This window comes from Noviherbaspirillum aridicola (genome assembly GCF_019656455.1).
In the GTDB taxonomy this organism is placed as follows: Bacteria; Pseudomonadota; Gammaproteobacteria; order Burkholderiales; family Burkholderiaceae_D; genus Noviherbaspirillum; species Noviherbaspirillum aridicola.
Genome location: NZ_BPMK01000001.1, coordinates 70,634 through 82,963, shown reverse-complemented (window position 1 = coordinate 82,963; position 12,330 = coordinate 70,634). Strand labels below are relative to the sequence as shown.

The 12,330-nt window shown below is 66.5% G+C and carries 13 protein-coding genes; 6 read left to right on the top strand and 7 right to left on the bottom strand.

What is annotated here, in order from left to right:
• Positions 1-29: 29 nt before the first annotated feature.
• The gene (gene adhP / locus NCCP691_RS00445; RefSeq protein WP_220806529.1) at positions 30-1,052 is read right to left on the bottom strand and encodes an alcohol dehydrogenase AdhP; all 1,023 of its coding nucleotides are present in this window, start codon (positions 1,050-1,052) and stop codon (positions 30-32) included.
• Between the two features lie 222 nt (positions 1,053-1,274).
• Here adhP and NCCP691_RS00440 point away from each other — a divergent pair, with 222 nt between their 5' ends.
• The 3 genes from NCCP691_RS00440 to NCCP691_RS00430 all read left to right on the top strand — a co-directional run bounded on the left by NCCP691_RS00440 (position 1,275) and on the right by NCCP691_RS00430 (position 2,933).
• On the top strand, positions 1,275-1,838 hold the full coding sequence (locus NCCP691_RS00440) for a flavin reductase family protein (RefSeq protein ID WP_220806262.1): 564 nt from the start codon (positions 1,275-1,277) through the stop codon (positions 1,836-1,838).
• A 204-nt stretch (positions 1,839-2,042) separates the two neighbouring features.
• The gene (locus NCCP691_RS00435) at positions 2,043-2,411 is read left to right on the top strand and encodes a DUF4148 domain-containing protein (RefSeq protein ID WP_220806261.1); all 369 of its coding nucleotides are present in this window, start codon (positions 2,043-2,045) and stop codon (positions 2,409-2,411) included.
• A 330-nt stretch (positions 2,412-2,741) separates the two neighbouring features.
• Positions 2,742-2,933: a hypothetical protein gene (locus tag NCCP691_RS00430; protein ID WP_220806260.1), complete on the top strand. Its 192-nt coding sequence runs from the start codon at positions 2,742-2,744 to the stop codon at positions 2,931-2,933.
• A 313-nt stretch (positions 2,934-3,246) separates the two neighbouring features.
• Here the strand turns inward: NCCP691_RS00430 and NCCP691_RS00425 are convergent, their stop codons facing one another.
• Positions 3,247-4,260 (bottom strand): Bug family tripartite tricarboxylate transporter substrate binding protein, encoded by a 1,014-nt coding sequence (locus NCCP691_RS00425; RefSeq protein ID WP_220806259.1) that lies wholly within the window; start codon positions 4,258-4,260, stop codon positions 3,247-3,249.
• Positions 4,261-4,470: 210 nt separating this feature from the next.
• Here NCCP691_RS00425 and NCCP691_RS00420 point away from each other — a divergent pair, with 210 nt between their 5' ends.
• The gene (locus NCCP691_RS00420; protein ID WP_220806258.1) at positions 4,471-7,137 is read left to right on the top strand and encodes a bifunctional diguanylate cyclase/phosphodiesterase; all 2,667 of its coding nucleotides are present in this window, start codon (positions 4,471-4,473) and stop codon (positions 7,135-7,137) included.
• 9 nt (positions 7,138-7,146) lie between these two features.
• Here NCCP691_RS00420 and NCCP691_RS00415 read toward each other — a convergent pair whose 3' ends face one another.
• A complete protein-coding gene (locus tag NCCP691_RS00415; protein ID WP_220806257.1) occupies positions 7,147-7,752 on the bottom strand; it encodes a LysE family translocator in 606 nt (201 codons plus the stop codon).
• Between the two features lie 120 nt (positions 7,753-7,872).
• Between NCCP691_RS00415 and NCCP691_RS00410 the strand changes: the two genes are divergently transcribed.
• Positions 7,873-8,352: an Lrp/AsnC family transcriptional regulator gene (locus NCCP691_RS00410; protein WP_220806256.1), complete on the top strand. Its 480-nt coding sequence runs from the start codon at positions 7,873-7,875 to the stop codon at positions 8,350-8,352.
• Positions 8,353-8,410: 58 nt separating this feature from the next.
• Here NCCP691_RS00410 and NCCP691_RS00405 read toward each other — a convergent pair whose 3' ends face one another.
• The gene (locus NCCP691_RS00405) at positions 8,411-9,424 is read right to left on the bottom strand and encodes a hypothetical protein (RefSeq protein ID WP_220806255.1); all 1,014 of its coding nucleotides are present in this window, start codon (positions 9,422-9,424) and stop codon (positions 8,411-8,413) included.
• Positions 9,425-9,666: 242 nt separating this feature from the next.
• On the opposite strand from NCCP691_RS00405, the gene NCCP691_RS00400 reads away from it, so the two are divergent.
• Positions 9,667-10,020: a CZB domain-containing protein gene (locus NCCP691_RS00400; protein ID WP_220806254.1), complete on the top strand. Its 354-nt coding sequence runs from the start codon at positions 9,667-9,669 to the stop codon at positions 10,018-10,020.
• A gap of 67 nt (positions 10,021-10,087) precedes the next feature.
• On the opposite strand, the gene NCCP691_RS00395 is transcribed toward NCCP691_RS00400, so the two are convergent.
• The 3 genes from NCCP691_RS00395 to NCCP691_RS00385 all read right to left on the bottom strand — a co-directional run bounded on the left by NCCP691_RS00395 (position 10,088) and on the right by NCCP691_RS00385 (position 12,246).
• Positions 10,088-10,735 carry a DsbA family oxidoreductase gene (locus tag NCCP691_RS00395; protein ID WP_220806253.1) on the bottom strand — a complete coding sequence of 216 codons (648 nt, stop codon included), beginning with the start codon at positions 10,733-10,735 and terminating at the stop codon, positions 10,088-10,090.
• Complete coding sequence (locus NCCP691_RS00390; RefSeq protein ID WP_220806252.1) at positions 10,732-11,127, bottom strand: hypothetical protein; 396 nt, start codon at positions 11,125-11,127, stop codon at positions 10,732-10,734. Before NCCP691_RS00390 ends, NCCP691_RS00395 begins: the two co-directional genes overlap by 4 nt.
• 75 nt (positions 11,128-11,202) lie before the next feature.
• Positions 11,203-12,246 (bottom strand): HDOD domain-containing protein, encoded by a 1,044-nt coding sequence (locus NCCP691_RS00385; protein WP_220806251.1) that lies wholly within the window; start codon positions 12,244-12,246, stop codon positions 11,203-11,205.
• Between the last annotated feature and the right edge of the window lie 84 nt (positions 12,247-12,330).

Genomic DNA, 12,330 nt, shown 5'->3' with positions numbered 1-12,330 from the left:
AGGCCGCGCGGCCTATCCTGCCTCAGAACCTAGATCTGAACCACGACGCGGCCATCGATGCCGCCGTTCTTCATTGCGCCGAATATCCGGTTGATGTTCTCGATGCGATCGGTCGAGTAATGCGCCTTGACCTTGCCCTCGCCGGCGAACATCAGCGATTCCTCCAGGTCCTTGCGGGTGCCGACGATCGAACCCCGGACGGTTTTCGCATTGAGCACGACATCGAAGATCGGCAGTTCGAAGCCTCCCGGCGGCAGGCCGACCAGCGACATCGTGCCCCGCTTGTGCAGCATGCCGACAGCCTGGGCGAAAGCCGGCCGCGAGACGGCGGTGACCAGCACACCGTGCGCGCCGCGAATGCCTGACTGGATCACCTTGACCGGATCTTCCCTGGCGGCGTTGACCACCATGTCCGCGCCCAGCTGCGACGCCAGCGCCAGCTTCTGGTCCGCCACATCGACGGCGATCACGTGGAATCCCATCGCCTTGGCGTACTGCACGGCCATGTGGCCCAGTCCGCCGATGCCGGAAATCGCCACCCAGTCGCCCGGCTTGCAATCCAGGACCTTCAATCCCTTGTAGACGGTCACCCCCGCGCACAGCACGGGCGCCGCCGGCGCGAATTCCAGCGTGTCCGGCAGGCGGCCGACGTAGCCGGGATCGGCGAGCACGTATTCGGCGTAGCCGCCGTTGACGGTGTAGCCCGTCATCTGCTGGCTGTCGCACAGGGTTTCCCAGCCGGTGATGCAGTGCTCGCAATGGCCGCAGGCAGTGTGCAGCCAGGGCACGCCGACGCGGTCGCCTTCCTTGAGCGTCCTGACGCCGGCGCCGACCTTGGCGACATATCCGACGCCTTCATGTCCGGGAATGAACGGCAGGGGCGGCTTGACCGGCCAGTCGCCCTCGGCGGCATGCAGGTCGGTATGGCAGACGCCGGAGGCGACGACCTTCACCAGCACCTGGCCGGGCGGCACCTCCGGGACGTCCACTTCTTCAATGACAAGGGGCTTGCCGAACTCGTGCACCACTGCTGCCTTCATCTTCTCGGCCATCATGATCTCCTGTAGTGAGGGACGCGCCGCGCCGTGCGGCGAGCCGTCCGTGCGAAAACACGGCTTGCATGATCGCGCGCCGCGCTCGCATGCGGCATTGATCTGACTCAAAAATCTCCGGATGCAAGCGAGGCCCGCGGCACGGGTTGAAAGCGGCGGGCACGCATGCCGCCCCGGGGTCATAATGACGGTTTTCGTCCCGCCAGCCGGCTGCCCACATTCATGTCCGCACGCATTCCCGTCGATCTCGCAAAGTCCTACCGCCTCCTCAACCACGGCCCCACGGTGCTGGTCACCAGCGCCCATGGCGACGCGAGAAACGTGATGGCCGCCGCCTGGTCCATGCCGCTGGATTTTTCGCCGCCGAAGGTCGCGGTGGTCATCGACCGCAATACCTGGACCCGGGAGCTGGTCGAGGCCTCGGGCGAGTTCGCGCTCAATATTCCTTCGCGCGAACTCGCGGCGGCGACGCTGGCGGCCGGATCCGTCTCCGGCCGCGACACCGACAAGTTCGCCGCGCAGCGGCTGCAGTCTTTCGCCGCCGGGAAGATCGGCGCGCCGCTGATCGAAGGCTGCATCGGCTGGCTGGAGTGCCGCGTGATCCCCGAACCGCATATCCAGGCTGGCTACGATCTCTTCCTCGGCGAAGTGGTGGCGGCATGGGCGGATGAGGCGGCATTCGCGGAGGGACACTGGCGCGACGGCCAGGGCGGCAGGCGCAGCATCCACTACATCGCAGGCGGCAACTTCTTCGAAACCGGTCCGGCGTTAGAGATCGACAAATAAGCGGCGCGTGCGCAAGGCACGGCGATTGTTCCCGAAAACGCAATGCTGCATTGCCGATTGGCATGTTTATTCGCGGACTTCCCGGCAATACACTTCCTCCCATCGATGAGCACACCACAGTGCGACTCGCCGAAGCAAGCCTTCGACGGCAGGCGGATCGTCCGCCCCGCCGAGACTGAGTCCCTAATCGCCAGGAGAAAGAACATGAACACCAGGAAAATGATCGCCGCTTTCGCAGTATTCGCCGCCGCCAACACCGCCTTCGCCGCCGAGTGGGTGGAATTCACCGACTTCAAGTCGACCAAGACTCGCGCCGAAGTGATGGCGGAACTCAGGCAGGCGCAAGCCGACGGCAGCTACGCGCTCGCCCGCCAGGAAGTGGTCGACCCCGCGGCTTCCTTCACCGGCACCAGGACCCGCGCCGAGGTGATCGCCGAACTGGAGCAGTCCAAGGCCGACGGCACCTATGCGGTGCTGCACCAGGAATTCGAAGGCCAGTATCCGGCCGCGGGCAATGGTGCCGGCGCCGGCACCCGACTCGCCGGCAAGGTCCGCCCCGCCAACGCGAACTAAGCCTCCCGAGGCAGCCAGTCATCACGCCGCTCGCACAGAGCGGCGTTTTGTTCTGGCGAACGGTTTGTCGTCACAACCCGTTACAGAGCGCGTCTTCCTTCCGGCGCCGCGCGCGCTAGACTGAATCGCACAGGCCACAAGAACCATCAAAGCCACCCTCCTCTCACGAGGATTCGACACGGACAACAGAATCCGGCGTACGGGGAGCATGAACAGCCCGCCTCAGCGCGGGCTTTTTCTTTGGCGCGCCGCGTCCGGTTTGTACCTTGCTCCGCCCCGGACTACAGTGCAGACGGACCATGGCAGCACGACGGGAGCAGGGGGCACATCATGGAACGACGGACAGGATACGAGCGCCGCAGGATGCAGGTGGAGAACTGGCGGCCGCTTCCATTCTCGAGCACGGTGGCCATCGACGAGCAGGTCAGGCCGGCGGCCGCCGATCGCCGCTCGGGAATGGACCGGCGCCACACGGCCCCGGCCGGATCATCCGCGACACCGCGCAGCGACAAGAACGGGTAGCCCGCGAAAGCGGCGCGTCCCGGAGCCGCCCATCCCTGCCTGCGTGGAGGGCATTAGGCGCAGGCTAAGGAGAGGATTGCGCGATTCAAATTCCCTCGCCGGCGCCGGCCCGCTAAGATCGTTTCCATCTGCCCCGGCGTCCGCGCGAGGCAGCAGCCGAAGGAGAAGCGAGATCATGAAACAGCTGAGGAATGTCCTGTCACACCGCGCCGCGCGCCCCGGTCGCCTCGCCCTGGGTGTCGTCATCAATGCCGGCGGCCTGGTCGCGCTCGCCCATCAACTGCTTGGCTGAGACCGCGGGGCGTCGCGCCGCCTATTCCATCGTCACGCCGGCCCGCTTGACGATGTCCTTCGCGTCGCGGTAATCCGCCTGCAGCAGGCCGGAGAACTTCTCGGGCGTCATCGCCCGGGGCTCCGCGCCCTGCTCGTGAATCGCCTTCTGCATGTCGGGCGCCGCCAGCAGGCGGTTCACTTCCGAATTGACGCGCGCCACGACTTCCTTCGGCGTGCCGGCAGGCGCGAAAAGGCCGTACCAGGTGCTGACATCGAAACCCTTGTAGCCGGATTCCGCGACGGTCGGCACCTCGGGCAAGGAAGTGCTGCGCGCGGCGGAGGTGACCGCGAGCGCGCGCAGCTTGCCGGCCTTGATCTGGCTGATCGCCGACGGCACCGACGACAGGGCGAGATCGACGGTACCCGCCATCGCATCGACCAGCGCCGGGCTCGATCCCTTGTAGGGCACATGCACGAGCTTGATGCCCGCCGCGCCGCCGAGCGCCTCGCCGGCAAGGTGAATGGTCGTGCCGTTGCCCGGCGAGCCGTAGGTGATCGAACCCGGCGCGCGGCGCGCTTCATTGATCACGTCGCCCAGGTTTCTGAAGCGGGAATTGGCGGCGGTGACGATCACCACCGGGGTGTAGGCCACATGCGCTACCGGGATGAAATCCCGCACCGGGTCGTAGGGCAGTTTCTTATACAGCCACGGCGCCACCGCCATGTTGTCCTTCTGGCCCATCAGCAGGGTCTGGCCGTTGGGCGCCGCCCTGGCTGCCTCGCCCACGCCGATGGTGCCGCCGGCGCCGCCGCGGTTCTCCGCGACGATGGTCCACCGGTTGGCTTCGGCAAGCCGATTGGCGACGATGCGTGACAGGATATCGGTGCCGCCGCCCGGCGGAAAAGGGATGATCAGCTTGACCGGCGCGGAAGGCCAGTCCTGCGCCAGCGCGCCCGTGCCCGCGCAGGCAAGCGCGACCGACAACAGGATATGCCGGGCGAAAGATTTCTTCCCGCCGCGCGGGGCGGCCGTGTGCTTGGCAATGATGCTCATGGAATATCGGGATCGTTCGTCGAAGTCTCGTATGGTACCCGCTCCGTCAAATCGCGGCCGGCCGCTTCCGGCGCGGTGCGTATTGGCAAGCGCTTGCTCGTTGAGCTTGCACAAAGTCGGCTTATGCCCGCCGGGGCTTGTCGCCGCACTGCGCTAAATTGGCAGGCATTCACCGCCGGGCCCGGCGTGGCGACAGCAATCGGAGCCTCGATGACGAAGGCACAGAGATCGGAACATGGGTGGACATCGGCTCGCCGCAACGCGGCGCGGGTCTTCCGCGAGCATTTCCTGACGATCCTGCTGTGGCCCCTGATCGCGTTGCTGATCGGCCTGATTTCATGGCAGTGGACGCTCACTTCCATCCGCGAACAGCGTGCGGCGGCGCGCGACGATGCGCTGCGCGAAGCGGCGATCGTCGCGCGCGCCTATGCCGAACATCTCACCCGCACGCTCGAAGCCATCGACCAGATCGCGCTGCATCTGAAATTCAGCTGGGAGACGACCGGCGGCGCGCTGAAGCTGGAAGGCGTGTCGCGGGCAGGCCTGTTGCCCAAGCAGGGGTTTTTCGCCGCGATCGTGGACGACAGCGGCAGGCTGATCACGAGCACCACCCCGCCCGCCGATGCGACGAACGTCGCGAAGGAAGATTTCTTCTTCGGCCATGCGGTCGCGCTCGAGGATGCGCTGTTCATCGGCACGCCGCGCGTCGGCGTGTTCACCCGGCGCATGGTCGTTCCCTTCAGCCGCCGCCTCATCAACCGCGACGGCGAGTTCGACGGCGTCGTGCTGGTCTCGGTCGTCCCCGAATACTTCACGGCGGAGTACGACGAGAAGACGCTCGGCGAACACGGCATGCTGGCGGTGCTCGACGCCGACCGCGAGCTGCGGCTTGCGCGCATCGGGTCTAGCGTGCAATCCGACGGCCATCGGCCGCTGCTGGACGCACGCGCGATACGCGGCGCGCACGGCACGCTCCTGCTGCCGGGCGCGACGAATTTCTCCGATGGCCGCAGCCGCTTCATCGCCTGGCAGACGACCGAAATGTATGACATGGTGGCCCTGGTCGGCCTCGACGAAGCGGATGTACTGGCGGCGCTCGCGCCGCAGGAGCGCGCGCTCGTCTTTCGCGCGATCCTGGTCACGATCCTGACCGCGGTGCTGGCGGCCGCGGCCTCCTTCGTCAGCTGGCGGCTTGCCTGGCGCAAGGATCAGCTGGAGCTCGCGCGGCGCACCTACCGTTCGGCGACCGAGCGCGGCAACGACGGCTTCTATATCGCGAGCGTGATCGAAGACCGCGACGGCAGCGTCGTGGACTTCGAGATCGTGGACTGCAATGAACGCGGGGCGGAATTGCTGCACCGTCGCCGCGACAAGCTGATCGGCCTGAGAACCTCGCAGATTTATGGTCCGCGTGCGAGCGCGCGGCTCCATGCGATCCTGCTCGAGGCAATGGAGAAGCACAAGTTCGAAGACGAACTCAACCTGTCCGACGAACAGGCGGGCCAGGCATGGGTGCATCTGAGCGTGCGCCGCTCCGACGGGCAGCTCGCGATCACGCTGCGCGACATCACGCACAGCAAGATGCATGTCGCCCAGCTCGAAAAACTCAGCAATGAAGATCCGCTCACCGGCTTGCCCAACCGCCTGTGGCTGAACAACTACCTGCCGGCGGCGCTGGCGCGCGCCTCTCAGGCCGGCGGCGAACTGTCCCTGCTGTTCATCGATCTCGACGGATTCAAGCGGGTCAACGACACGGCGGGGCACGACGCCGGCGACGAACTGCTCAGACACGCCGCCCACAGGATGAAGGAATGCGTGCGGCCGCAGGACAGCGTGGCGCGCATTGGCGGCGACGAGTTCGTGGTCACCATCGAGGGCGCGCAGCGCGAGGACGCGGCCAATGTCGCCCGCCGCATCATCCAGGCCTTCGCGGAGTCGTTCAGGCTGCCGGCCGGCGTGCACCGGATCGGCACCTCGATCGGGATCTCGACCTTCCCGGACGACGCACAGGATGCGGATACGCTGCTCAAGCATGCCGACATCGCGATGTATTCGGTCAAGCTCGACGGCAAGCATGCCTGGCGCTTCTTCGACCGCCGCCGCGCGGACTTCATCGCGCATCAGCATCGCAAGGAAGCGGAACTGCGCGAGGCGCTGGAAAGCGACCAGATCGTCGTCTTCTACCAGCCCCGGATCGACGCCCGCAGCGGCAGGCCGTGCGGCTTCGAGGCGCTCGCGCGCTGGGCGCATCCGACGCGCGGCATCCTGGAACCGTCGGAATTCATCGACCTGGCCGAGGAGACCGGCCTGATCAACCGCCTCGGCGACGTGGTGGCGGAGAAGGTCTGCAGGCAGCTCGCGTTCTGGCGGGAGAACGGCCAGGAAGTGCTGCCGGTTTCCATCAACGTCTCGGCCAGGCAGTTCATGCAGCCCGACCTGCTGCAGCAGTTGGGCCGCTGCCTGGAGCGCTGCGGCGTCGAACCGGGACAGATAGAAATCGAAGTCACCGAGTCGTCGATGATGCATGACGCGGCGGCGGTGGCCGAAACCCTGTCGTCGATCCGGGGTCTCGGCATGACGCTTTCGCTCGACGATTTCGGCACCGGCTATTCATCCCTCTCGCAGTTGCAGGACCTGGACTTCGACGTGCTCAAGGTCGACCGTGCATTCACCGCCAGGCTGCAGGAGCCGAAGGGGGAAGTGTTCTTCAGCGCCATCATCTCGATGGCGCATTCCCTCGGCATGCGCGTCGTGGCCGAGGGAGTCGAGACGCGGGAGCAGATGGAGCTGCTCAAGGCGCTCGGCTGCGACGAGCTTCAGGGTTTCGGCCTGTCGAAGCCGGTCGCGGCGGAACGGGTATCGGCGTTTCTGATGTAGCGCCCCGCCTCAGCTCGCCAGCAGCCGGCCCGCGAGCAGGACGAATACGCCGGGCAGCACGAACTTTCCGAAGCGCGATGAACGGCGCATGCGGCGCCCGAGCCGGGCCGCCGACAGCGCGAATGCGATATCGAACGCCAGGCCCATCAGCACCAGCACCGCGCCGAGCACCAGGTATTGCAGCGCCAGCGGGCCGGCTTCCGCATGCACGAACTGGGGCAGGAACAGGCTGCAGAACAGCAGCGCCTTGGGATTGAGCAGATTGGTCAGAAAGCCGCGGCGCAGGAAGGATGCGGCGGGCACCGCCGACGGCGCCGAGGGCGCGCCGGCAGGATCGCTGCGCAACAGCTGCACGGCGACCCAGAGCAGGTAGGCGGCGCCGATCAGCTTGACCGCGCCCAGCATTTCCGGCCTCGCCTGCAGCAGCGCTGCCAGGCCCATGCCGGACAACGCCACGTGCATGGCGCGCGACAGCGCGATGCCGGCGGCGGTGACCAGGGCCGGGCGCGCGCCGCGCGAACCCGCGGTAGCCACCACGAGCGCCATGTCGGGGCCGGGAAGCAGGTAGACCGCGGCCAGGGCGGCAAGATAGGCAAAGAGAGCGGGAGCGTCCATCACGGCCTCGGGAGAAGAAATCGGGAGAGAAATTATCTTCCTGGCGTGATGGAATTTTCTTGCCATATTCCTTCCGCCACCCTAGATTGCGAAAGGATTTCCACAAAAACAATCAGAAAAATGAAAGAAGCCACTCACGACAAGCTGGACGCCACCGACCTGCGCATGCTGCGGCTGCTGCAGGACGAGGGCCGCATCGCCAACGCGCGCCTGGCCGAGCGGCTCAACCTGAGCGAGACCCCGGTCTGGCGCAGGCTGCGGCGGCTGGAAGAAGAAGGGTATGTGCGCGGCTACCAGGCGGTGCTCGATCAGCGCAAGCTCGGTTATGGCGTCACCGCCTTCGTTCTGATCACGTTCGCGATGCATACGGGAGAGCAGCCATACAAGTTCGAGGAAGCCATCCAGGGTATTCCCGAGATTCTCAGCTGCCACAACATCACCGGCGAGGCCGACTACCTGCTGCAGGTAGTGGCGCGCGACCTGGAGGACTACGGCGATTTCGTGGCACGCGTGCTGCGCAAGCTGCCCGGGGTCACCGCCATCCGCTCCACGCTGTCGATGCGCGAGGTGAAGGCCGCGGGCAAGCTGCCGGTCGGGTAGCGGGCGCAAAAAAAGCCGGCCCCGTGGCCGGCTCCGTTCGTCCGTCGCCGGACGCGCGTCAGCGGGCGCCCTGCCCCGTCGTGCCCGAACCCGCAATGCCGGACGCCGACAGCTCGTCCTTCTTGTGCATCGCCTCCTGCTTGGCGAAGTCCGCGATGCGCTGCGCCGACTCCTTGACGCTTTGCATCTGCTGCATGGCGGTTTGCCTGGCCTTGCCGACCACCTTGTCGCGCACGTCCCCCATCAGCTCGTTCTCGCGCCGGGTCATGGCGAGGACCGCGCCCAGTCCGGCGCCGATGGCGACGCCGAGCGCGCCGATCAGCAGCGGCTGCTCTTCCTTCATGGTGCCGACCCGGTCCCTCGCGCGGGAATACTGGTACTTCGTGCGCTCGCCCATGTCCTGCAGCCGGGTTCTCGCCTGTTCGGTCGTCGCGCGCAGGCTTTCGCGGGCATTGCCCTGCGCCTGCTTCACGCGGTCGCCGAGCTGGCTCATCCTGCCGCTCAGGGCGCTCATGCGGCTGGAGGCGCCGGTGCCGCCGGTCGCACCGATCGTGCCGGTCGTGCCGGTCGTGCCGGCGGTCTCCGGCGCATAAGCGGTCTCGAGTCCGTACTCGCGTTCCGACTCCAGCGACTCATCGGCATCGTATCCCGATGCCCTGCCACGCCAGCTCAGCCTCTGCGCGGGGGCAACCTGCATCACGCGTTGCAGCAGGAAACCGGCCAGCACGGTGCCGGCAAGAAAAGCGACCTGCGAGCCGCGCACCCGGTTCCGCACGCTGTCGAGCATGGTGCGGGAGCCATAGCCGCTCTCCCGTGCGCCACCCGCCTGCATGTCCTCGCTTCGCGGCCAGCGCCATTCACGGGCGTCCTGCCCGCCGGCCGTCGCAGAACGATTGCCCGTATCAACAAAGTTGGTACCGCCGCCGATGCCGGTGGCCGCGTCGTCGGTACGGGCGCTGGCAAAAGCCGGCGACGCCGGGTCGAGCAGATGCTCGCCCGGGCCGGGCGCCACGCCGCTGGAGATAGGTCCCTTGTGTTGGTTGTCCTGCCCGGTCTTGTTTTGATCTTCCATTTCTCGTTCCTCGTCAGTGTTGGGGGCGTATCCCTGGGATAACGAATCGGGTCACCGGCTGCATGCGACGTGCTTTCGGGAACACATGCACGCGGCGAGTGAGAGATAAGAATTGCAAGTTGCGGATTAGTTCTGACGCTTGAGCAGGCGCGGGACAATGGTTGCGGCGGTTGCCCGGAAGGCCGACAGGTAGTATGTTCCTGCTGGGCCGCATTGCGGCAGCGACAGGAAAACCGAAGGCCATGAATCTGGAAGAATCACTCGCGAAAGAAGCGGAAATCAAGCAGCGGCTGCTGGCCGCGATCGACAACGGGCATCAGCTCGACCCGAAGGCCGCCGGCAAGGTGGACGGCTGCATGCTCGGCAACTGGCTGCATGGCGAAGGCGAACAGAAGTTCAGGTTCGTGAAGAGCTTCGGCCCATGCGTGGCGGCCCACGACGCATTGCACGCGGAAGTGGAAAAGGTCGTCCGCCAGATCAACCTCGGGGAATATGATCAGGCGAAGGCCATGATCGCCAACGGCGGTTCCTGCACCAGGGCGTTCGTGGGAATGGTGGCGGCCGTCAGGCAGCTCAAGGCCGAACTCAAGCTTTAAGCGCGCGCTGCATGCCGGAGGCGCGCGCCCCGGCACACGCACCGCTCAGGGGTTGCCCCCGGGCGGCTCAGGCGTCGCTCTGCGCCACTTGCCTGAGCGCCTGCTCGAATGCCTCGGGCGGCTGCCCACCCTGCACGAGATAGCGCTCGTTGATGATGACCGCCGGGACGGAGTGTATGCCCTGGTCGAGCCAGAAGCGCGCCTGTTCGCGCGTCTCCTGCGCATACTCGCCGGACGACAGGATCTCCTCCGCGCGCTTCGCGTCGAGTCCGGCTTCCGCCGCGGCCCGCAGCAGGACATCCTTCGCACCCGGATTCTCGCCGCGCGTGAAGTAGGCGCCGAACAGCGCGTGCTTGAGCGCCTGCTGGCGGCCTTCGATGCCGGCCCAGTGCAGCAGGCGATGCGCGTCGAAGGTGTTGTAGATGCGGCTGCGCTTTTCCATCCTGAAGTCGAATCCGACTTCCGCGCCGCGCGCCCGGATCGCCTCGCGCGTGCGGGCCGACTGCTCGGGCGTTGCGCCGTACTTCTCCATCAGGTGCTCGTCGATGTCCTGTCCTTCCGGCCCCATTTGCGGGTTGAGTTCGAAGGGCTGGAAATGGAGTTCGGCGGCGACTTCGCCGTCGAGCCGCCGCAGCGCCTCCTCGAGCGTGTTGAGGCCGATCGCGCACCAGGGGCAGGAGACGTCGGAGACGAAGTCGATTTTCAGAGTTTTCATTCGGGTTTGCTTGTGTCGGTGGTCTCGTCCGCCGGCGCACTGTCGCCGCCGATCGCCTTTTTCAGGCGCTGCAGGCGCGCATACTCCTCCGGATCTTCCTTGGCGAGCCGGCTTTCACGCCACTTGTAGAAGATCGCCACGCCCAGCATGGCGGCGGCGCCGACGGCCAGCTTGCCCTTGTGATTGTTGAGCATGCCGGCGAGTTCAGCCATTTTGCCGGCCGGCTCGTCCTGTTCGCTTTTTTCCTGCGGTTGCGCCTGCCCGGCCGGCGTGGCGGCCGGGTCGGCGGCATCCGCCGGTCCACCCTGCTGCCGGCTCTCCGGCACATCCGGCGCATCCGGCGCATCCGGCGTCTGCGGCGTATCCGGCTTCGAGAGATGATTCGTGGTCATTGTTCTTTTCTTCCTTTTCGGCAATGTATTTCTGCAAGACCTCCTGTTGCTTAGTGTATCCCTGAGACTACTGGTTCATTGCCTGCCGGCGGCGGGCAGCCATTCCCGTTCGCCGACCTCGGCCAGGCGGTGCAGGCAATCGATTTCCTGCGGCGCCAGGCCGGCGAGGACATGCCGGTCGCCGGTGTCGACGCGGCCATGCCGCGCCAGGATGTCCATCTTGCTGAGATAGTCGCCCATGAACAGTATGCGCCCCAGCGGCGATAGCGCGGAGGCGGGCTTCGACTCGCCCTGCTCATGAATCGCCGCCAGGATGGCCGGCGGAAAATGCCAGTCGCGGCCGATGGCGACGGCAAGGTCGCGGCCGATGCTCGCCAGCCCGTTGCAGAAGGTTGGCGAGCCGATCGGATGCCGCTGGTCGGACATGCGGTCGATCACCCGCAGGGACACCGTCAGCCCGACGTTGGAAATCAGGCCGGCCAGGAAGGCGTCGAGCGGATCGACCGCCTCCCCTTCCGCCAGCAGCCGGTTGGCGAGCGCGCAGCGCTCCGACTGGTCCCACAGGCGCGGCGCGAGCATGCGCGTGAAACCGCCGGAGCGCAGGTCGATGATGGGCTTGAAGGCCACGCTCGTGATCAGCCGGCGCAGTCCGTCCTGGCCGAGCACGAGGATCGCGTGCTCGACGCTGGTGACCGGATTGCCGGGGCTGTTGGCGACGCTGTTGGCCAGGCGCAGCACTTCCGTCACCAGCACCAGGTCACCGGCAATCTTGCGCGCCAGCTCGGGCCCGGCGAACTCGCCGCTGCGCAGGCTCTGCAGCAATTGCGGTATCACGCCGGGCAGCCTGCGCAGCAGATGCGCGCCGGCTTCCTGCGAGCGCACCACCGCATCGAGTTCGGCGAGGATGGCCTTTTCCGCCGGGCTGGCAAAGACCTCGGCATGGTGTTCGGTCTCGAAAAGCCAGCTGGAGAACATGAAGTCCAGCTGGTCACGCTGCATCGGCGTGACCCAGTCGTCGGCGAAGCTCGCCTGACGGGGGGATTCGGTGACGGGCGCCGGCGCGGGTGCGGGCACCGGCGCGGGCGGAGCGGCAAACAGGCGGCGGACCCAGTTCAGCATTGCGATGAGGGGAAAAAATGCAAAGATTGCATTTAAGCACACTTCATCGCGTCGCGCGGGGCCCTTGCGCACGCCGGCGGTGGC

Bases quoted from the DNA above. Each gene is read 5' to 3' on its own strand.
- NCCP691_RS00435 (WP_220806261.1), top strand. From the start codon at position 2,043: ATGAACACCAGGAAAATGATCGCCGCTTTCGCAGTATTCGCCGCCGCC.
- adhP (WP_220806529.1), bottom strand. From the start codon at position 1,052: ATGGCCGAGAAGATGAAGGCAGCAGTGGTGCACGAGTTCGGCAAGCCC.
- NCCP691_RS00415 (WP_220806257.1), bottom strand. From the start codon at position 7,752: ATGGACGCTCCCGCTCTCTTTGCCTATCTTGCCGCCCTGGCCGCGGTC.
- NCCP691_RS00430 (WP_220806260.1), top strand. From the start codon at position 2,742: ATGGAACGACGGACAGGATACGAGCGCCGCAGGATGCAGGTGGAGAAC.
- NCCP691_RS00440 (WP_220806262.1), top strand. From the start codon at position 1,275: ATGTCCGCACGCATTCCCGTCGATCTCGCAAAGTCCTACCGCCTCCTC.
- NCCP691_RS00390 (WP_220806252.1), bottom strand. From the start codon at position 11,127: ATGACCACGAATCATCTCTCGAAGCCGGATACGCCGCAGACGCCGGAT.
- NCCP691_RS00385 (WP_220806251.1), bottom strand. From the start codon at position 12,246: ATGCTGAACTGGGTCCGCCGCCTGTTTGCCGCTCCGCCCGCGCCGGTG.
- NCCP691_RS00405 (WP_220806255.1), bottom strand. From the start codon at position 9,424: ATGGAAGATCAAAACAAGACCGGGCAGGACAACCAACACAAGGGACCT.
- NCCP691_RS00410 (WP_220806256.1), top strand. From the start codon at position 7,873: ATGAAAGAAGCCACTCACGACAAGCTGGACGCCACCGACCTGCGCATG.
- NCCP691_RS00400 (WP_220806254.1), top strand. From the start codon at position 9,667: ATGAATCTGGAAGAATCACTCGCGAAAGAAGCGGAAATCAAGCAGCGG.
- NCCP691_RS00420 (WP_220806258.1), top strand. From the start codon at position 4,471: ATGACGAAGGCACAGAGATCGGAACATGGGTGGACATCGGCTCGCCGC.
- NCCP691_RS00425 (WP_220806259.1), bottom strand. From the start codon at position 4,260: ATGAGCATCATTGCCAAGCACACGGCCGCCCCGCGCGGCGGGAAGAAA.
- NCCP691_RS00395 (WP_220806253.1), bottom strand. From the start codon at position 10,735: ATGAAAACTCTGAAAATCGACTTCGTCTCCGACGTCTCCTGCCCCTGG.